13 protein-coding genes and 4 tRNA genes are annotated in these 19,600 nt (G+C 52.1%); 12 read left to right on the forward strand and 5 right to left on the reverse strand.

Annotation, left to right across the window (positions count from 1 at the left end; translation table 11 throughout):
- A complete protein-coding gene (locus tag FFI61_RS03950) occupies positions 1-639 on the forward strand; it encodes a response regulator transcription factor (protein WP_200369350.1) in 639 nt (212 codons plus the stop codon).
- A gap of 18 nt (positions 640-657) precedes the next feature.
- Here FFI61_RS03950 and FFI61_RS03955 read toward each other — a convergent pair whose 3' ends face one another.
- The gene (locus FFI61_RS03955; RefSeq protein WP_200369351.1) at positions 658-1,083 is read right to left on the reverse strand and encodes an acyl-CoA thioesterase; all 426 of its coding nucleotides are present in this window, start codon (positions 1,081-1,083) and stop codon (positions 658-660) included.
- Positions 1,084-1,337: 254 nt separating this feature from the next.
- Here FFI61_RS03955 and FFI61_RS03960 point away from each other — a divergent pair, with 254 nt between their 5' ends.
- The 4 genes from FFI61_RS03960 (at position 1,338) to FFI61_RS03975 (ending at position 8,046) form a co-directional block, all read left to right on the forward strand.
- Positions 1,338-3,680 (forward strand): molybdopterin guanine dinucleotide-containing S/N-oxide reductase, encoded by a 2,343-nt coding sequence (locus FFI61_RS03960; RefSeq protein ID WP_200369352.1) that lies wholly within the window; start codon positions 1,338-1,340, stop codon positions 3,678-3,680.
- A gap of 200 nt (positions 3,681-3,880) precedes the next feature.
- Positions 3,881-5,284, forward strand: a complete 1,404-nt coding sequence (locus FFI61_RS03965; RefSeq protein WP_200369353.1) for a hypothetical protein — start codon at positions 3,881-3,883, stop codon at positions 5,282-5,284.
- Positions 5,285-5,332: 48 nt separating this feature from the next.
- Positions 5,333-6,958 carry an AMP-binding protein gene (locus FFI61_RS03970; protein WP_200369354.1) on the forward strand — a complete coding sequence of 542 codons (1,626 nt, stop codon included), beginning with the start codon at positions 5,333-5,335 and terminating at the stop codon, positions 6,956-6,958.
- A gap of 278 nt (positions 6,959-7,236) precedes the next feature.
- Positions 7,237-8,046, forward strand: coding sequence for a hypothetical protein (locus FFI61_RS03975; protein ID WP_227714580.1), 810 nt, complete (start codon positions 7,237-7,239; stop codon positions 8,044-8,046).
- A gap of 15 nt (positions 8,047-8,061) precedes the next feature.
- Here the strand turns inward: FFI61_RS03975 and FFI61_RS03980 are convergent, their stop codons facing one another.
- The 3 genes from FFI61_RS03980 to FFI61_RS03990 all read right to left on the reverse strand — a co-directional run bounded on the left by FFI61_RS03980 (position 8,062) and on the right by FFI61_RS03990 (position 12,058).
- Complete coding sequence (locus FFI61_RS03980; protein WP_200369355.1) at positions 8,062-10,752, reverse strand: mechanosensitive ion channel domain-containing protein; 2,691 nt, start codon at positions 10,750-10,752, stop codon at positions 8,062-8,064.
- A 65-nt stretch (positions 10,753-10,817) separates the two neighbouring features.
- Positions 10,818-11,552, reverse strand: a complete 735-nt coding sequence (locus FFI61_RS03985; RefSeq protein WP_200369356.1) for a UDP-2,3-diacylglucosamine diphosphatase — start codon at positions 11,550-11,552, stop codon at positions 10,818-10,820.
- Positions 11,549-12,058, reverse strand: coding sequence for a peptidylprolyl isomerase (locus FFI61_RS03990; protein ID WP_200201023.1), 510 nt, complete (start codon positions 12,056-12,058; stop codon positions 11,549-11,551). Before FFI61_RS03990 ends, FFI61_RS03985 begins: the two co-directional genes overlap by 4 nt.
- 136 nt (positions 12,059-12,194) lie before the next feature.
- On the opposite strand from FFI61_RS03990, the gene FFI61_RS03995 reads away from it, so the two are divergent.
- The 3 genes from FFI61_RS03995 to FFI61_RS04005 all read left to right on the forward strand — a co-directional run bounded on the left by FFI61_RS03995 (position 12,195) and on the right by FFI61_RS04005 (position 17,595).
- Entirely contained in the window at positions 12,195-13,865 is a 1,671-nt protein-coding gene (locus FFI61_RS03995) for a glutamine--tRNA ligase/YqeY domain fusion protein (protein WP_200369357.1), read from the forward strand.
- 24 nt (positions 13,866-13,889) lie between these two features.
- The gene (gene cysS / locus FFI61_RS04000; protein ID WP_200201021.1) at positions 13,890-15,278 is read left to right on the forward strand and encodes a cysteine--tRNA ligase; all 1,389 of its coding nucleotides are present in this window, start codon (positions 13,890-13,892) and stop codon (positions 15,276-15,278) included.
- Positions 15,279-15,414: 136 nt separating this feature from the next.
- Positions 15,415-17,595 (forward strand): malate synthase G, encoded by a 2,181-nt coding sequence (locus FFI61_RS04005; protein ID WP_200369358.1) that lies wholly within the window; start codon positions 15,415-15,417, stop codon positions 17,593-17,595.
- 68 nt (positions 17,596-17,663) lie between these two features.
- On the opposite strand, the gene folD is transcribed toward FFI61_RS04005, so the two are convergent.
- On the reverse strand, positions 17,664-18,521 hold the full coding sequence (folD, locus tag FFI61_RS04010; protein WP_200201019.1) for a bifunctional methylenetetrahydrofolate dehydrogenase/methenyltetrahydrofolate cyclohydrolase FolD: 858 nt from the start codon (positions 18,519-18,521) through the stop codon (positions 17,664-17,666).
- A 226-nt stretch (positions 18,522-18,747) separates the two neighbouring features.
- On the opposite strand from folD, the gene FFI61_RS04015 reads away from it, so the two are divergent.
- The 4 genes from FFI61_RS04015 (at position 18,748) to FFI61_RS04030 (ending at position 19,341) form a co-directional block, all read left to right on the forward strand.
- Positions 18,748-18,824: transfer RNA gene (locus FFI61_RS04015), tRNA-Pro, on the forward strand.
- Between the two features lie 33 nt (positions 18,825-18,857).
- Positions 18,858-18,934, forward strand: a tRNA-Arg gene (locus FFI61_RS04020).
- A gap of 133 nt (positions 18,935-19,067) precedes the next feature.
- A tRNA-His gene (locus FFI61_RS04025) sits at positions 19,068-19,143 on the forward strand.
- A gap of 113 nt (positions 19,144-19,256) precedes the next feature.
- Positions 19,257-19,341, forward strand: a tRNA-Leu gene (locus FFI61_RS04030).
- Positions 19,342-19,600: the final 259 nt, after the last annotated feature.

Genomic DNA, 19,600 nt, shown 5'->3' on the forward strand with positions numbered 1-19,600 from the left:
ATGACCTCAAATAACGACGCACAAACAGTTTTCGTAATTGATGATGACACCGACGTTAGAGATTCATTGAAGTGGTTGCTGGAGTCTGTAGGGCTCAATGTTCAGACCTACGAGAATGCCATGACGTTCTTTGAAACTTTCGATGTTGGCGCCAGTGGTTGTATTGTAATGGATGTGCGGATGCCCGGCTTGAGCGGTATTAATGCCCAGAAAAAACTGCCGGAATACAATATTGAGCTGCCGGTAATCATGATTTCGGCCCACGGTAATGTGGATATGGCAGTGACCGCCCTGACCCAGGGAGCCATTACATTTATTGAAAAGCCATTTGATGACCAAACCCTGATTGATCATGTGCATAATGCATTGGAAAAAGATCGGGCTCGTTCTGTTTATCGCCGCTCCCAGTCGCGTATAAGAGACTGTTACGACCGGTTGACTCGAAGAGAGCGTCAGGTACTGGAGTTGATCGTTAAGGGGTTGTCTAACCAGGAAGCGGCGGATGAACTCGGTATTAACAGAAAAACAGTGGAAGGCCACCGGGCTAATATGACCGCAAAAATGAAAGTAGATTCGTTTGCGGAACTGGTACAGGTAGCCATAGCGCTAGGATTGGTACAGGGTATTACAAGCTTGTAAATCCAACAGCACAGCGGGTCAAAGCCTAGCGAGGATTTGTCTGGCAGCGTCCGGTAACCTGATCGGTTTTTGGGTGATATCGTCAACGCAAACAATCACTGTCTCGGCCGTTGCGCAACACACGCCATTCTGAAAAACTCCCTGATATAGCTGTATCGAACTGTTGCCGACACGTGTGACGGCCGTTCCAATATCCACAACTCCTGGCCAACGAATCTCGGCGCGCAGTTGCAGATTCAGATTGACGATTACGAAGGAGGTGCCAGCAGATGCGAGTGGTGCTTCCGAATCGTAGATCAGCTCAACTCGCCCTGTTTCAATAAACGTTGAAAATACCGCATTGTTCACATGACCCTGACGATCTGTGTCTGCGTAGCGCAGCTTGTCATAGGTGCGAAGCGGAAACTGTTCCAGATTCCAATTTTCGTGCATGCCATCTGTCATTCTTGATCCTCTCCTCATTCAGGCTAGCGGGTTCGGAGCATTGCGTACGGCATTGAGTATGTCAAATTCCCTTTCACCTTCCTCCTTTACATCCAGTTTTAGCACAGCTGCATACGCCATATTTTGTATGGTTCGGGTGCATACCTGGCAAGCCAAGTAATAATGCTTAATTAAATTTAAACAAACCGAGTACAAGTACTTGCTTTTGGTCTATGCTGTCCTTTCCTAATAATAAAATGAAGAGGGCTCGAATCATGACATCTGGGCACGCGAAAAATGGAACGCTCACTAGCAGCCATTGGGGCACCTATCGAGTTCATGCGGAGAACGGAAGCATTACCGCTCTGGAAGGGTTTGAGCGGGATGAAGACCCGTCGCTCATAGGACAAGGTATTGTAGATGTTCTTGACGGACCGACGCGTATCAAAAAACCCATGGTCCGGCGCGGATGGCTCGAGCATGGGCCAGGAAATACAGAGGGTGCCAGGGGGGCTGATGAGTTTGTTGAGGTGTCTTGGTCTAAAGCAATCAAGCTGGTGGTAGAAGAACTAAATCGAGTTCGCGACCGTTACGGTAACCGGGCTATTTATGGTGGCTCCTATGGCTGGTCCAGCGCAGGCCGTTTTCATCATGCCCAGAGCCAGTTAAAGAGGTTTCTTAACTCGGTTGGGGGCTACACCTATTCATTGAACACATACAGCTATGCAGCGGCTGAAGTCACTTTGCCTCATGTGCTTGGAGACTTTTATTCCATGGTCAACGGCGCAACCAGTTGGGACGTTATCAAGGAGCATTCCAGCTTGTTTGTGGCGTTTGGTGGGGCGCCCGCCAAGAATGGCCAGGTGACCAATGGAGGTGTAGGCCGCCATGTACAGAAGCAGGGCATGCTGGATGCAGCTTCAAATGGGGTAAAGGTCGTTAATGTTAGCCCGTTACGCTCAGATGTTCTTGATGAAATGGGTGCAGACTGGATCCCTGTTTACCCAGGCAGTGATGTGGCACTTCTTCTTGGTATTGCACACACCCTCCATACTGAAAAGCTGGCAGATACCGAGTTTCTATCTACCTATACCGTGGGCTATGAACGTTTCCGGCAGTATTTCATGGGCGAGACCGATGGTGTCGTTAAAGACTGCTCTTGGGCCGAGCTCAAGACGGGAATACCTGCTGCACGTATCCGGGATTTGGCGAGGGATATGGCTCGCCAACGCACAATGATTTCTGTGAGCTGGTCTCTTACGCGACAGGACAATGGAGAGCAACCCTACTGGGCAGCAATCGCGGTCGCTTCCATGTTGGGGCAGTTGGGCCTGCCTGGTGGTGGTATAGGTTTTGGTTACAGTGCCATGAACGCTATTGGTGCTAACTATGAGGGCATTCCCGGTGCGTCTCTACCTCAGGGAAAGAATCCGATAAAAAGCTTTATTCCCGTCGCTAGAGTTACAGATCTACTGCTTAACCCTGGTAAGCAGTTTGAATACAACGGAATGACTGGAACCTATCCAGAGATCAAGCTGGTTTACTGGGCGGGGGGGAATCCTTTTCATCACCATCAGGATCTCGTTCGCATGAGGAAGGCGTGGCAGAAGCCCGACACGGTTATTGTTCATGAATGGTGCTGGAATGCTCAAGCCAAACACGCAGATATAGTTCTGCCCGCAGCGACTTTTCTGGAGCGTAACGATATCGCCTCATCCAGCCGGGACCCTTTCCTTGTGTACATGCAAAAAGCCGCAGAGCCGGTAGGCCAAAGCCTGACAGACTATGAGATTTTCAGTGCGCTGGCGGAAGAGCTTGGTGCACGTGAAGCCTTCACAGAAGGTCGCGACGAAGAGCAGTGGTTGCAGGTAATTTATGATGAAACGCGGCAGAAGGCGGGTGCTAGAGGTATCAATCTACCAACCTTTGAAGAATTCAAAGCAAAAGGATGGTTTGAAAATGAGATGCCGAAAGAACCCCAGGTTTTGATGAAAGCCTTTCGTGAGAACCCTGAGGCGAATGCTCTCGGAACGCCAAGCGGAAAAATAGAGATCTTCTCCGAGACTGTCGCAGGCTTTGGTTATGAGGAGTGTCCGGGTTTTCCATTTTGGAATGACCCCAAAGAATGGTTGGGACAGCAAGCCTCTGAATACCCGTTGCATCTGGTTTCAAACCAGCCGAAAAACAAGCTGCACTCTCAATTGGATCACGGTTCACATAGCCGAAAATCAAAGATAAATGGGCGAGAGCCGGTGGTTATTCACCCGGATGATGCCAAGGCCAGGAATATCGTAGACGGTAGCCTGGTTCGCCTCTTCAATGGCCGTGGTGCCTGTCTATGCTCTGCCGTGGTTAGCGATGAAGTGCGCCCGAGAGTGTTACAGCTGAGCACGGGGGCCTGGTTTGATCCGCCACAACTTGCATCTACGGAAGTATCGTGCCGGCACGGTAACCCGAATGTTCTTACCCGGGATGAAGGAACATCCCGCCTAGCTCAGGGACCGAGTGCACTGTCATGCCTCGTGGAAATTGAATTGTTTAGCGGGGAAGCGTCGGATATGCCGATGGGTGCTTTTTCACCGCCCGTGATCCGTAGCGAGCCTGTTGTGGGCTCATAGACCCCCTGTTTATTAGCTGCATAACACACCTGTTCAGGAAAAATATGTATGTCCCATTCGAAGGCATTCGAAAAATAAGGGTTTTGCCTTTTATATCGAGTAAATACCCTTGATTGGCCGGGTATTTATTATTAGTATTCGGGTTGAGATAGTTTCTTTCCTATGCATTTCGAAATTCAATTGGATGGAGAACAACAACAATGTCCTTAAAAAAGAGATCAACTGGCGGAGAGCAGCCGTCAGCGCTGGGAGCTCTAAACCTCCGTGTACCATTTGTTCATTACAAAATAGAGATTCCGGATATTCTGCAGGGTGCGATTTTGTGTGTCGTTCCGCTGAGTATTACGGCATTGATGACCTCTGTTCTGGGGATTCCATTTGAAATTGCGGTTGCTTTTGTTCTCCTCAACAACATTCTTTATCTGGTACACACGCATTTCGGTGACCCAACGGTTGCAGGTTGGATTACAGCCGGGATTCCCTTGTATGTAGCCTTCTTGTCGAGCTACCCAGAGGGGGATGCCAGAATACTGGCGTTAATTGCCTTACAGCTAACCGTCTCAGCTATTTTTCTTGGTCTCGGGGTGTTCAAGGGAGCAGATGCGTTGGTGCGGAAAATGCCTGCGTCACTGAAATCCGGCATTCTGATTGGTGCGGGTATTTCCGCCATTATGGGTGAATTTGGCGCAGATGGCCGTGTATGGACGATGCCGATTACCATCTTGACCGGCGCCGTACTGGGTTTTTTCATGTTGTTTTCGGAAACAGCAAGTCCACTTCGTGCCCGGTACGGCTTCTTTCGTTTTGTAGCCCAATACGGCATAGCGGTGCCTTTCCTGATCGCCTATGTTCTCGGCATTATTATTGGAGAGGTTGATGCGCCTGTTATCGAGTGGGGCTTCACCACCATTCCCTTGGGTACGATTGTACGAGAGTACAGTGTGTTCGGGCTGGGGATGCCGCCCCTACAGTACTTCCTTGATGCAATCCCGCTTGCGCTGGCGGCTTACATTATTGCATTTGGCGACATCCTGGTTATGGACTCGTTATTCAAGAATGCCGACGCTGTTCGCAAGGATGAAAAGTTGGTTTTTAGCCCGCGGCGGAACAGCATAATCGTAGGTATTCGCAACTTGGTGCATGGGATATTTGCGCCCTTCATCAGTCTATCTGGCCCGGCATGGACAGGTGGCCAAGCGCTTGTGATCAACCGCTACATGAACAACCCTCGCTCGGTTATGGACAGCTATTGGGGCGGTGCAACCAGTCTGTATTGGGGTATGACGATAGCTGTTGTGCTGGTGCCTGTGGTGACACTTTTCAAACCTGGGCTGAATATCGGCATGGCGCTGACGCTATTGATACAGGGCTATCTGTGCGGGTACCTGGCAATCGAAATGCTGGATCGCCAGACCAATCTTGAGCGTGGCATCGCTGTTATTGTCGGATCAGTGCTTGCGGTGCAGGGCGCAGCCTGGGGGCTTGGTGTTGGCCTTGTGCTCTGGTTTTTCCTGGAGAAGAACTGGTTTGCAGATGCCTACGTTGCAACACATCACGGTCACGATGAAGAGTTGGCAGATGATCCAGTAACCGATCAACGTTAGTTGATTGCGACAAAACTTGTTCTAAAGATCAACTAAAGGTTTTACATAATGGAAAACATGTTTGAGCTCGGGCTCGATAAAACAGAAGCTAGCTACACGCCACTCACACCAATTTCTTTTATCCAGAGAACGGCCCTGGCGCACCCAACCCGCACCGCGGTTATCCACGGCAGTATCAGTCGGACATGGGCGGAAACCTATCAGCGCTGCCTGAAGATGGCATCTGCCCTGCGCAAGCTTGGTGTGCGAAAAGGGGACACAGTCGCAGCACTGCTGCCAAACATTCCGGAAATGCTCGAATTGCATTTTGCGGTTCCAATGATCGGAGCCGTTCTGAACGCCCAGAACACCCGGCTTGATTCCAAAACCATGACCTTTATGCTCAACCATGGGCGTGCAAAAGTGTTTTTTACTGACACGGAGTACAGTGACCGGTCCCGTGATGCTCTTGTCGGATGTGATGCCAAGCCGATTGTTATTGATGTTGATGACCCTAATTTCGCTGGCGGCGAACTGATCGGCAAGATGACCTACGATGCATTGCTGGCGACGGGTGATGATGATTTCGCGTGGGATATGCCTGACGATGAATGGCAGGCGATTGCTTTAAACTACACTTCGGGCACTACCGGAAACCCCAAAGGTGTGGTTTATCATCATCGTGGCGCGCACTTGAATGCCTTGAGCAATATCATCGGTTTTGGGTTGCCATCAGGTGCGGTTTATCTCTGGACGCTGCCGATGTTTCATTGTAACGGTTGGTGTTATCCATGGGCGGTAACCGCTGTAGCAGGCACTCATGTGTGCCTGCGCTCTCCACAACCGAAGCCAATATACGATGCCATCGCCGAGCACGGGGTAACTCATCTTTGCGCGGCACCGGTTGTGTTGAATATGCTTATCAACGCCCCCGAAGAATATAAAAAGCCGTTCAGCCAGCATGTAACCGCAGCTACCGGTGGTGCTGCACCTCCAGCCGCAACGATTGCAGCTATGGAATCCATGGGGGTGAAAGTAGTGCACCTGTATGGCTTGACAGAAACCTATGGCCCCAGCTTGATCTGTGAGTTCCAGGATGAGTGGCATTCTCTGGATGCCAAGGGCAAAGCGGCGAAAATGGCTCGGCAGGGGATACTGTCATTGTCCATGGCGGAAATGATGGTGGCAGATCCCGTGACTCTCATGCCAGTTGAACAGAACGGCAAAGCGATTGGTGAGCTTTTTGTTCGGGGTAACTCGGTTATGAAGGGATACCTGAACAACCCGGAAGAAACCACTAAATCCTTCAGCGGAGGCTGGTTCCATACCGGAGATTTGGGGGTATGGCACACTGATGGATACGTGGAGATAAAAGATCGCTCCAAAGATATCATTATTTCTGGCGGAGAGAATATTTCGACTCTTGAGGTGGAAAGCACGCTCTACGATCATCCTGCAGTGCTGGAAGCAGCTGTTGTTGCCGCACCCGATGATCACTGGGGTGAAATCCCCTGCGCGTTTATCACTTTGAAAACCGGCAATGACCACCTCACAGCAGCGGACATTGAGACTTATTGCCGGGCAAATCTCGCAGGTTTCAAGGTGCCCAAGAAAATTGTCTTTATGGACGATTTGCCGAAAACATCGACGGGGAAGCTGCAAAAGCATGTGCTGCGGGGACAGCTCACCGGTTAAAGGTTTTATTGTCCTAACATAGAAATGATGTTTCCCCGGCTAATGCCGGGGTTTTTTATAAATGCGCGCAGAAAAAGTCCATAGCTGGCATGTTCAGTCATCTGGTGCTCGCGCTGTTATATTGAAAATAATCTCTTCATACTGCTGGTCTGTTTTCATTGGTGAGGGGACATGATTTGTCTAGGGCGCTTGGGTGGCTGTGTTTGTTGGCAATGGTGGGGTTGTCAGGTTGTGATTCCAAAAACAATTCTGGAAGTGCCAGTGTCGTAACGGATGTTATGGTCAAAGAGATTGGCATGGATTCAGAGGAGTCTTTCAGCGACATCTCTCTCGCCCTCAAGCCCGCACAGCTAGACTGGGTTGGCCAAAAGATTTTTCAGAACGAGTGTGCCGGCAAGTACGAGTGCCTTGTTCACTGGAACGAATCGGAGGCGTTCCCTTCGCTGGGTATTGGCCACTTTATCTGGTACCCGGAAGGAGTTACCGAGCGATTCGTTGAAAGCTTCCCCGCTCTTTATGAGTATATGGAGCAGCGCCAGCGCAACATTCCTGAATGGTTGCGGGAGCTCGAGCCTTTTGATGCTCCCTGGCCAGATCGGGAAACCTTCCTTAAAGTCTCCGACTCCCCCGAAATAGCAGAGCTGAGGGAGTTTCTGGCGGGAACTCAGGGAATTCAGGCTGAGTTTATCTTTCGCCGGGCAAAGGAATCGCTGGTGAAAATAATTGAGGCCGCGCCTGACGAGCGTCAGGCAGATGTGAAGCGGCATATACAGACGCTCAGCCAAACCCCGGGCGGCGTTTACGCGATTATGGATTACGTGAACTTCAAGGGGGAGGGATTATCTGCAGATGAACGCTACAACGGTGAAGGTTGGGGGTTGTTGCAGGTTTTACTGGCTATGCCTGCTGAGGCGGCCCCGAGCACGTTAGACGAGTTTCGTGAGGCGGCGGGCGATGTGCTCACGCGCCGCGCCCAAAACGCAGCAAACCCGGTCGAGCGGGATCGCTGGCTGGCCGGCTGGTTAAAGCGCCTGGAAACCTATCGGGAACCCGTCGATATGCATTCAGTTCCCGGCGTATCCAGCTGATATGAACAGCCTGCCTTAGTCTTTCTTTTGTGGTTCAGGAAGAGTGCGGACATGAATGTCCCGTTGTGGGAAGGGGATGTTTATTCCGGCTTCCATCAAGGCCCTTGTGATTGCTGCGTGTATTTCATGGGACAGCGGCATGATGTCCAGAAGGTCTTTCACAAACACCCGCACTTCAAAGTTGATACTGCTGTCCGCCAGGCCAACACAGAAAACGGCGGGGGCAGGCTCGTCTACCACCCGGGCATTGTCATGGGCCACCTTGGTGAGTATCTCCTGAACCTTGTCCACATCGGTGCCATAAGCGACGCCCACACGAAGTATCACGCGGGTAATAGGATCGGAGAGCGTCCAGTTAGTAAGATCCTGGGTAACGAAGGTTTTGTTGGGAATAATCTGTTCTTTCCGGTCCCAGTCCACTAGCGTTGTAGCGCGAATTCGTATGCGTGACACTGTGCCGGTTATGCCGTCAATGGTCACCGTATCACCTACCCGGATAGGGCGTTCGAACAGGAGAATAATGCCGGAAACAAAGTTGGCAACAATCTCCTGCAGCCCGAAACCAAGGCCCACCCCGAGGGCGGCAACCAGCCACTGGAGTTTGGACCACTGAACGCCTATCACGCCAAGACAGATCACCACGCCCATTAGCACGAGAATGTAGGTGGTAATGGTTGTGATGGCGTAGCCAGCGCCCGGTTCGAGATTCATGCGGCTCAGTATGGTTACCTCCATTGTTCCCGGAAGGTTCTTTGCGGCAAGCACGGTACCGGTGGCCACCAGCAAGGCAAGCAGAGCATCTGCAAGTGTGATTGGAAGCGGATCGCCGCCCTGGAGGTCTGTGGCAATCGTCCACAAGGTAATGTCATTGAACAGTTGCAGTGCAGGAATAACGCTGGCCCAAAGGAACAGCAGACCTGTGATTGCGAACGCTGAGACAAGGATTCTCAGCAGGGCGGAACTTTGCTGGCTAATATCCTTGAGGTCCATCTCGGGCATGTCCAGGTTTTGAAGTATGCCTTCGCCCAAGGTGTCGGCAGCCTCTCTGGCTTCTGCTGCCCTGCGTTCAGCCGCTCTCTGCTCTCTGAGGCGCTCAAGGGTGAGCCGGCGCTCACGCACCGAGAGGCCCCTCAGGCCTACGTAGTAGACCAGCGTGTTAAAGGCGAGCCAGCAGATTGTTATAAACAGGTTGCGCTCGAGTTGCAGGGCTGTGTAGTGGTAGCCAATGAGGGATGCCGCCGCCAATACGAGCGGAGCGGCTACGGCGGTCACATGAAAGATTTGTAAAAAGTTGCTGTGGGGTTTTCCGGTTCGCACCGCTTTCATGATGCGCTGTGCGAAAACTGCCAGCACGATGGACACCAGGGTGAAAAGCAGGCGGCCGAGGCTGTCGTCAAATTGGGCACCATCAGGTGTGGAGTTCGTTGATGTGGTTATTATCGCCACAGGAATAACAGACACCATGAGGATGGGCAGTTCGCGACGTATCACCACCAAGGTGTTGGTGTTCCAGTGAAAATGGCTTTCTCCCAGCCCCTGTTTGCGGGCAACGTTGCGAACAAATGCAAGCAAAAGCATTATGAAGGCAGCGGCTGTGAAGCCTTTCGAGAGTGCCGAGTAAAAGGCATTGCCCTCCATCAGTATCAGCGCCAGCAGGGAAAACAACAACACGCCCGGCACCGCCAGTAAAAGGCTGTTAGCCAGTGCCTGAAGGGTAAATGTAGTTCGGTCATGGCCAACGTTACCGATATGGCGGCTGTTTTCCATGAGGTTTTTCAGAATGGCTTTGCGTTTCACCAGCAAAACGATGAGTAGCAGCGCGACAAGCCCAATGCGGATGCCGCGCTCTTTCACTGACTGGGTAAGGGCCTCGACTAATGCATCAGGGCTCAATTGTGAGATGAACCATTCGGCGGATTTGTATAATTCTCCGGCGGTTTCTGCGCTGACAGCCGCTGCGCTGGGAAGCCAGAAAAGCCTTTGCTGCAGGAGTTCCTGATATTCCAGAACCTGTTCTTGCAGGGTGGAAACAGTGCTGTAATATTCGTTGAGCACATCAATGTGTTCGGTAACAGCTTCGTGCAGTTCACGGAGTAGTTCAGAACGGCGGGTCCGCAGTTGTCCGCGGGCATCGTCGCCTGGTTCGGCAATGGCTTCAAACTCCTCCAGCCTCAGTTGCTCTTCTCTTGCTGAAGCAAGCTTGTCCTCGATGCCTTCAATCAAATCGCTGGCAATACTTTGTCTTTGCAGGCGTTCAAGCCTTTGCCTTAGCAGGTTGGCATAGCTTGCCGTCAGATTAAGCCCCGCTTTCTCCAGCCTCAGTTCAAAGCTCTTATACTCATCTTGAAGGCGGGTCAAAATGGATTCCGCATATGCTAGCCGACCCCGGCTCTCCCTTACCGCGATCTGGCGCTGAGTGAGTGAGGACTGCAGGGCTCGTACCTGCTCCAGAATGTCAGAGTTAACCACGTCGGGTAACTTTATCTCTGGCGGTGATTCTGTACCTGCGTCAAGCTCAGGTTGCACGGCAGGCCGCGATTCTTCTGGTTGCTCTGCGGTTTGGTTGCTTTGTCCTGATGCTGTGTTTGATTGCTTGTTGGCGGTCTCCGATTCTTCGGCCCAGGCTGGCAGGTGCAAGGCGCAGAGTAACAAGAGGCCGGCCAAGCATGGTGCCAGAGCTGCATAGCGGGTAAGACGTTGCTTCATATTATGCACTCCTTGCATGGACGGCACTCGAGAGTGAGCCCTGAATTATAAGGCAACTGTGCGCCTCAGGAGTTTGAGAGCGGCATCTTTTTCAACTCTGGCTTTTGCCCAGGTTGCACAGCCAGCCACCAGACGTGCTTGTCCCAGTCGCCCAGAACGATCCGCTGTGCGGCCTTACCGTTTACTTCCAGGGAGTGTTCGGCAGGTCTATGGGTATGCCCATGAATCAGTTGCGGCACATCATGGGCTTCCATAATGCGCACCACCTCCTCTGGGGTCACGTCCATAATATCTTCTGCTTTGCCCTGATTTGAGGCCATGCTCATTTCCCTCAGTTGGCGCGCCATTTGTTGGCGATCTTTGAGAGGACGAGCCAGAATCATCTTTTGCATTTGCGGATTGCGCATTTTTGCACGGAATTTCTGGTATTCCACGTCGGCTGTGCAAAGGCTGTCACCATGCATCAGCAGGGTAGGGGTGCCATAGAGGTCAATGAGCGTGGGATCATCCAGCAGGGTGGCGCCTGCTCGCTCACAAAAATCCTCGCCTAGCAGAAAATCCCGGTTGCCGTGCATCAGAAAAACACGAGTGCCCCTGTCGCTCAGGGCGCGCAGTGCAGCTGCAGCCTGCTCTTGCAGAGGCGTGCGTTCATCATCACCAATCCAGGCCTCAAAGAAATCGCCGAGTATGTAGAGCTGCTCTGCGCCAGGCGCCTTTTCTTCGAGAAAGCGAAGAAACGCCCCGGTAATATCAGGGCGTGACTCCTCCATGTGCAGATCGGAAATAAACAGCGTTGTCACGCTGCGCCTCCATCCTCGATAACGCTGGCTTTCTCAATGACCACATCCTCATAGGGGACGTCTTGATGGCCCGCGTTCATGGTGGTGCGCACGGCACGAATAGCGTTAACCGTTTCCATGCCCTCTACTACTTTGCCAAATACGCAATAGCCCCAGCCTTCGGTCGTTTTGGCCGAGTGGTCCAGAAATCCGTTGTCTTCCACGTTGATGAAAAACTGTGCGGAGGCGGAATGTGGATCCATGGTGCGGGCCATGGCAACCGTGCCTTTCATGTTGCTCAGGCCGTTATCGGCTTCGTTTTTGATGGGCTCGCGAGTTTTACGCGCAGCCATACCTGGCTCAAAGCCGCCGCCCTGGACCATGAAGTTGCTGATAACGCGGTGAAAAATAAGGCCATCATAAAAACCTTCACGAACATATTGCTCAAAGTTTTTTGCGGTTTCAGGGGCTTTTTCGTAATCCAGTTCGAGCTTGATATCGCCGTGATTGGTTGTCAGCAGAATCATCAGGGGTTCCTGTTCATTGAGTTAGAATCGGGTAAAGCCGGTATTGTACGCAAGAGTTTCCGGTGATGCATGAGTCCGGCCCGGATTTATGAGTATAATAGACGGTTTACGACCCACTTCTTTTGACAGAGATTGTATGAGCGCCGAGCCGAAGAAAGCCCATAACTTTATTCAGAACCTGATTGAAGACGCCCTTGCCAAAGGCGAGCATACCGGTCAGGTGGTTACCCGTTTCCCGCCGGAGCCAAATGGATATCTGCACGTTGGTCATGCGAAATCCATTTGTCTTAACTTTGGCATTGCCGATACGTTTTCTGGTGTGTGTAACCTGCGGTTTGACGACACCAATCCGGAAAAGGAGAGTCAGGAGTACATCGATGCCATCAAGGAAGATGTTGAGTGGCTTGGTTACACCTGGAATGGGGATGTGCGTTATGCCTCTGATTATTTTGATGCTCTCTACCATTTTGCCGAGGAGTTGATCGAAAAAGGCAAGGCGTATGTGTGCGCGCTTACGGCAGAGGAAATGGCCGAGTACCGCGGCACTCTGACAGAGCCGGGTAAAAACAGCCCTTATCGCGACCGGCCTGTCGAAGAAAGCCTGAAGCTATTCCGGGAGATGCGAGACGGAAAGTTCGAAAACGGTGAGCTGGTGTTGCGGGCGAAGATTGATATGGCTTCTCCGAACATCAATATGCGCGATCCTATTCTTTACCGCATTCGTTTCGCAGAACACCACCAGACAGGTAACAAGTGGTGCATCTACCCGATGTACGATTACACGCACCCAATTTCTGATGCCATGGAGGGGATTACTCACTCTCTGTGCACACTCGAATTTGAAGACCACCGCCCCCTCTATGAGTGGGTGCTGGAAAACATCACTGCGCCATGCCAGCCACGGCAGATCGAGTTCGCTCGCCTGAACCTGAACTACACCATTACCAGCAAGCGTAAGCTCAAGCGCCTGGTTGACGAGAATCTGGTGGACGGCTGGAATGACCCGCGTATGCCGACTATTTCGGGTATGCGTCGCCGGGGGTATACGCCGGAATCTCTGCGTGCCTTCTGTGACATGATCGGCGTTAACAAGGCTGGCGGAACAGTGGATGTGGGGATGCTTGAGTTCGCTATCCGAGAGGATTTGAACGCCCGCTCCCCCCGTGCCATGTGCGTAATGCGCCCACTGAAAGTGACGCTGACCAATTACCCGGCTGACAAGACCGAAACTCTATCCCTGCCTGTACATCCTCAGAATCCGGGTATGGGGCAGCGTGAAGTGACCTGGAGTCAGACCCTGTTTATCGATCGGGAAGACTTTGTGGAAGAGGCGCCGCGCAAGTGGAAGCGCCTGGCGCCGGAGCAGGCGGTTCGCCTTCGCGGCGGCTATGTGATGACCTGCAAAGAAGTTGTTCGGGACTCCAGTGGCGAAATTGTTGAGCTCCGCTGTGAATACGATCCAGCTACTTTGGGTGTTAACCCTGAAGGTTATAAGCCTAACGGTGTTATTCACTGGGTATCTGAGGCCGACAGCGTAGATTGCGACATTAACCTGTACGACAGGTTGTTCAACCACGAATTCCCGGACAGCGACAAGGAAGGCGACTTCCTGGACCACGTGAACCCGCAATCGCTGGTGGTTCTGAAAGGAGCACGGGCAGAGAAGGGCTTGGCAACGCCGCTTACAGACCTGCCATACCAGTTTGAGCGGGAAGGTTATTTCTTCTGTGATCAGGAGCTGACAGCCAAGGCCGGTAAGCCGGTATTCAATCGTACAGTTACCTTGCGGGATTCCTGGGGTAAATAAGGATAAGCATTCGGGAGACCAGCTTTGATCAGGATTTATAATACGCTCACCCAGCAAAAAGAAACCTTTACGCCGATTGAGCCTGGAAAGGTTCGTATGTACGTGTGCGGGATGACCGTTTACGACTACTGCCATCTGGGTCATGCCCGGGTGTTGGTGGCATTTGATGTGATCACACGTTACATGCGCAGCCGTGGCTACGATGTAACCTATGTGCGAAATATCACCGATATTGACGACAAGATTCTTCGCAGGGCAGAGGAAAACGGCGAGCCGTTTACCGAACTGACCGAGCGCATGATTGCGGCCATGCATGAGGATGAGGCGCGCCTTGGCGTGCTGTCACCCAGCGAAGAGCCAAGGGCTACGGATTATATTGCTGAGATCATTGCCATGATCAGTACGCTGATTGAATCCGATCATGCCTATGCTGCAGCTAACGGTGATGTTTATTTTTCCGTAGAGTCTTTTGAGAACTACGGAAAACTCAGCAAGAAAAAGCTCGAAGACCTGCTGGCAGGTGCGCGCATTGATGTGCAGGAAGCCAAGCGAAGCCCTGCTGATTTTGCGCTTTGGAAAGCCGCAGGCGAAGGCGAGGTTAGTTGGCCCTCGCCATGGGGGAATGGGCGTCCGGGCTGGCACATTGAGTGCTCCGCCATGTCTACCCATTGCCTGGGTAATACCTTCGATATTCATGGAGGCGGGCCAGACTTGCTGTTCCCTCACCATGAAAACGAAATTGCCCAGTCTGAGTGCGCTACCGGGCACACTTTCGTAAACACCTGGATGCACGCGGGAGCTATCCGCGTGAACAAGGAAAAGATGTCCAAATCCTTGGGCAATTTTTTCACGATTCGGGAGATACTGGAAACCTATCCGCCTGAAGTGGTGCGCTTCTTTCTGGTGTCCAGCCACTACCGCAGTCAGGTTGATTACTCTGAAGACAATCTTGCTGAAGCAGGGCGCTCTCTGGCCCGGTTATACCATGCACTGCGTGGTGTAGAACCCATGAGCTCAAACGATGTGCCTGACACTGAGCAGGATCGGCGCTTCGTAGAGTTGATGAATGACGACTTCAACTGCCCTGGTGCGATATCGGTTTTACACGCGTTGGCTAATGACATAAATCAACACCGTCGTGAAGGTCGTGAAGACGATGCTAGGAAAGCGGCAACTGTGATGATCAGGCTTGGCGATGTTCTTGGGATCTTGCAGCAAAACCCGGATGCCTTCTTTCAGGCTGATTCCGGCGGAGAGCTGACGGCAGAAGACATTGAAGCGAAAATTCAGGCCCGTGCTGACGCCCGCAAGTCTAAAGATTTTGCCGGTGCCGACCGCATTCGTGACGAGCTGGCAGAGCAGGGTATTATTCTGGACGACTCCCGCGAGGGAACAAGTTGGCGGCGTAGTTAACGCTGATACCAAGGTCGCGTTGTACTCAGGGAAATGACCTTATAGGGAACTTCCCGTATAATGCGCCCTTCGATTTTTCGAGCCCGGCTGCTGAACGGCTGCCGGGACAGGGCTAACCCACTGAGGCTAATTAACGATGACAGATCGCGTACAACTCGGCGGCATTCAGGTCGCAAAGAACTTGTATGACTTCGTAACTAACGAAGCAATTCCGGGCACTGGGCTGGATGCAGATAAATTCTGGGCGGAGTTCGACAAGATCGTAAACGATCTGGCGCCGAGAAATCGTGAGCTGCTGGCCAAGCGCGGTGCCATCCAGGAAAAGCTGAACAGCTGGAACAGCGAGCACAAGGGCCAAAAGCTCGATATGGCCGCTTACAAAAGCTTTCTGAAAGAAATTGGTTACCTGGTAGAAGAGCCTGCAGATTTCCGCATATCTACTGCGAATGTTGATCCTGAAGTTGCAACCATGGCCGGCCCGCAGTTGGTAGTGCCAATCATGAATGCCCGCTTTGCACTGAACGCTGCAAACGCACGCTGGGGCAGCCTTTATGATGCACTTTACGGTACCGATGCCATTTCCGAAGAGAACGGTGCTGAAAAAGGCCGTGGCTACAACCCGGTTCGCGGTGCCAAGGTTATCGAATTTGCACGTAACCTGTTGGATAGCTCTGCGCCCTTGGTGGCAGGCAGTCATAAAGATGCAGCTCTTTACCAGATAGCTGACGGCAAGCTTGTAGTCAAGTTGCAAAATGGCGAAGTAACCGGCCTTAAAGACGAGTCTGGATTTGTTGGTTACACAGGTGCGGCCGATGCGCCTACCGGCGTTCTGCTGGTTAAGAATGGTATGCACTTCGAAATCCAGATTGATGCCAGCCACCCGATTGGCAAGGACGACGGAGCTCACGTTAAAGACGTACTGATGGAGTCTGCACTGACCACCATCATGGACTGCGAAGACTCTGTTGCTGCAGTAGATGCCGATGATAAAACTCTGGCGTACAGCAACTGGCTGGGCCTGATGAAAGGCGATCTTGAAGAAACCTTCGAGAAAGGTGGTGAGCGCCTCACCCGTAAAATGAATCCGGATCGCGAATACACTGCAGCCGACGGTAGCCAAATCAAACTGAAAGGCCGCAGCCTGATGTTCGTTCGTAACGTTGGCCACCTGATGACCAACCCGGCTATTTTGCTGAAAGACGGCAGTGAAGTGCCCGAGGGGTTGATGGACGGTATTCTTACTTCCCTGATCGCTATTCACGACCTGAAGGGCAGCGGCAAGTTCCAGAACACCGCAACCGGCTCTGTGTACATTGTCAAGCCGAAGATGCACGGCCCTGAAGAGGTTGCGTTTACCAACGAATTCTTTGGTCGTGTTGAAGATGCTCTGGGCCTGCCGCGCTTCACTCTGAAAGTCGGCATCATGGACGAAGAGCGTCGTACCACCGTCAACCTGAAAGCCTGTATCCACGCAGCCAAAGAGCGCGCGGTGTTCATTAACACTGGCTTCCTGGATCGTACCGGTGATGAAATGCACACCTCAATGGAGCTTGGTCCGTTCATTCGCAAGGGTGAAATGAAGCAGGCAGCATGGATTGGCGCATATGAGCAGTGGAACGTAGATGTAGGTCTGGAGACAGGCTTCCGTGGCGTTGCACAGATCGGTAAAGGTATGTGGGCAATGCCAGACCTGATGGCGGCTATGCTTGAGCAAAAGATTGGTCATCCGAAATCTGGTGCCAACACTGCTTGGGTTCCTTCGCCAACGGCAGCGACCCTGCATGCGACTCACTATCACCAGGTATCTGTTGCTGATATTCAGAAAGAGCTGGAAAGCCGTGCTCGGGCTAGCCTCGACGACATTCTCACTGTGCCGGTAATGGAAGATCCTTCCAAACTGACAGCGACAGACATCCAGCAGGAGTTGGACAACAATGCTCAGGGTATTCTGGGTTACGTTGTGCGCTGGATTGATAGCGGTGTGGGTTGCTCCAAGGTGCCCGATATCAACGATATCGGCCTGATGGAAGACCGCGCGACTCTGCGTATTTCATCCCAGCACCTGGCTAACTGGCTGTACCACGGTATTTGCACCGACGCGCAGGTTGAAGAAACCATGAAGCGTATGGCGCAGGTTGTGGACAAGCAGAATGCCAATGACCCAAGCTACCGCCCTATGGCGCCTGACTTTGCTGACAGCATTGCGTTCCAGGCCGCTATGGATCTGGTTCTCAAGGGTCGCGAGCAGCCAAGCGGTTACACTGAGCCGCTGCTGCACGCATACCGCCTCAAGGCAAAGCAGAAGTTCGGCCAGTAAGTTCGGCTGACACAAAAAAACCCGCTTCGGCGGGTTTTTTTGTGCTTGATGATCAGGAGAGTTAGTGATCAGTCTTTATGCAGCTCATTTGCAGCATACAAGGTGTTTTGCAGCAGGGTAGCGATTGTCATCGGGCCCACACCGCCGGGTACCGGTGTGATGTAAGCTGCGCGGGCAGCGGCGGGTTCGAAGTCAACGTCGCCTTGCAGTCTGCCGTTATCCATACGGTTGATGCCGACGTCAATCACAGTTGCGCCTGGCTTTATCCACTCGCCCTTGATCAGCCCGGGTTTGCCTGCGGCAGCAATTAAAATATCCGCTTCACGAACGAACTTTTCCAAATCTGGCGTGAAGCGGTGGCATACAGTGGTGGTGGCGCCCTTGAGTAGCAATTCCATGGTCATGGGGCGGCCTACAATGTTTGAAGCGCCTACAATCACCGCGTGCTGCCCTTTATAGGGGGTGTTGATGCTATCCAGCAGGGTAATCACGCCAGCGGGTGTGCAGGGCCTTAAAGCAGGTTTGCGCTGCATCAGGCGGCCTATATTGTATGGGTGAAAGCCGTCGACATCTTTATCTGGGCGGATTTTTAATAAAATCGGGTCTGCGTCCAGATGGCTGGGTAGAGGCAACTGAACAAGGATGCCGTCCACCGCAGGGTTTTCGTTCAGTTCATCAACCAAAGCTTCCAGGGCTTGCTGGGATGTATCTGCGGGCAGGTCGTAGGAAAGGGACAGGATGCCCGCTGCATCGCAGGCTTTCCGTTTATTACCTACATATACCTCGGAAGCCGGATCGTTGCCCACCAGTACTACTGCCAGGCCGGGCGCGCGGAGCCCTTTGCGGGTTCGGGCTTCTACGCCGGCTGCAACTTGTTGTCGTACTCCGGCGGCGATTTCTTTTCCGTTGATCAGTTTGGCGCTCATGTTTCGTCTTGTCGGTTGGCTTTTGGAAATAAAAGGGGCAGTATTGTCGCACGCTTGTCGTCTAACTCCAATTAGGGGTGCTCTGTGCATTATTGCAGCAGAGAATAGGGGGGGAGCGTGAAAAATACTGATTTAAAGGATAATTTTCATTTCCTTGTTGACGAAGCGGATTGGCGACGGTAATATGCGCGCCAACTTTGCTGAAGCAAGAGTTGATCAGTTTGAACGGGGTATAGCGCAGTCTGGTAGCGCGCCTGCTTTGGGAGCAGGATGTCGGGAGTTCGAATCTCTCTACCCCGACCACTTTTCTTCATGTTCAGCTAGACCAACGGTCAAGCGCCCGTAGCTCAGCTGGATAGAGCATCGGCCTTCTAAGCCGAGGGTCGCAGGTTCGAGTCCTGCCGGGCGCGCCATTAACGCCGTCGGCTTGATCGAAACCGAACTGCAGGCAAAGTTAACAGGTATAGAGTTAAAGATTGCATGCTGAGTGGTTAGGCAGCAGCTAATCGAAATTACCGAAGATACCGAAAGGTATGTCCCGATGTGGTGGACGTAGCTCAGTTGGTAGAGCTCAGGATTGTGACTCCTGCGGTCGAGGGTTCGATCCCCTTCGTCCACCCCACTTTTCAAAGTAATGAAATCCGCATTTGCAAAGTGTGTTAACGCCGTAATAGCTGTAGCTGTCAGGTTTCAGCAATTAAACGATACGGCAACGCGGTACAGGTTTAAGAATTCCGGGTTGTGGCGAAATTGGTAGACGCGCCAGATTTAGGTTCTGGTTCCGAGAGGAGTGGGAGTTCGATTCTCCCCAACCCGACCACCTTGAAAAGGCTCTTGGAGATAATCTGAGGGCCTTTTTTTATTGTTCTTTCCCCTTTATTTTGCAGTTTTCGTCCCAAACTCCTGCCTAACAAGTGCCGCTGGCGTCACGATCCCTGAAACTACCTTTGGGAGATGATTCTCTCGTCAGGGTAAACCGTGATAAACTATCGGCTTTTAATTTTGGGTCATTTCCGGGAATTTACTCTGAAATGGTCTTTTAGTTTTAATTTCATTCACATACCGAACCTGAATTTTGA

Source organism: Marinobacter sp. DY40_1A1 (genome assembly GCF_016597815.1).
In the GTDB taxonomy this organism is placed as follows: Bacteria; Pseudomonadota; Gammaproteobacteria; order Pseudomonadales; family Oleiphilaceae; genus Marinobacter; species Marinobacter xiaoshiensis.

Excerpts from the sequence above, each read along its gene's own strand:
- FFI61_RS03980 (WP_200369355.1), bottom strand. The coding sequence starts at position 10,752 with ATGAAGCAACGTCTTACCCGCTATGCAGCTCTGGCACCATGCTTGGCC.
- FFI61_RS03955 (WP_200369351.1), bottom strand. The coding sequence starts at position 1,083 with ATGACAGATGGCATGCACGAAAATTGGAATCTGGAACAGTTTCCGCTT.
- FFI61_RS03975 (WP_227714580.1), top strand. The coding sequence starts at position 7,237 with ATGGTCAAAGAGATTGGCATGGATTCAGAGGAGTCTTTCAGCGACATC.
- FFI61_RS03965 (WP_200369353.1), top strand. The coding sequence starts at position 3,881 with ATGTCCTTAAAAAAGAGATCAACTGGCGGAGAGCAGCCGTCAGCGCTG.
- FFI61_RS03990 (WP_200201023.1), bottom strand. The coding sequence starts at position 12,058 with ATGATTCTGCTGACAACCAATCACGGCGATATCAAGCTCGAACTGGAT.
- folD (WP_200201019.1), bottom strand. The coding sequence starts at position 18,521 with ATGAGCGCCAAACTGATCAACGGAAAAGAAATCGCCGCCGGAGTACGA.
- FFI61_RS03970 (WP_200369354.1), top strand. The coding sequence starts at position 5,333 with ATGGAAAACATGTTTGAGCTCGGGCTCGATAAAACAGAAGCTAGCTAC.
- FFI61_RS03995 (WP_200369357.1), top strand. The coding sequence starts at position 12,195 with ATGAGCGCCGAGCCGAAGAAAGCCCATAACTTTATTCAGAACCTGATT.
- FFI61_RS03960 (WP_200369352.1), top strand. The coding sequence starts at position 1,338 with ATGACATCTGGGCACGCGAAAAATGGAACGCTCACTAGCAGCCATTGG.
- FFI61_RS04005 (WP_200369358.1), top strand. The coding sequence starts at position 15,415 with ATGACAGATCGCGTACAACTCGGCGGCATTCAGGTCGCAAAGAACTTG.
- FFI61_RS03950 (WP_200369350.1), top strand. The coding sequence starts at position 1 with ATGACCTCAAATAACGACGCACAAACAGTTTTCGTAATTGATGATGAC.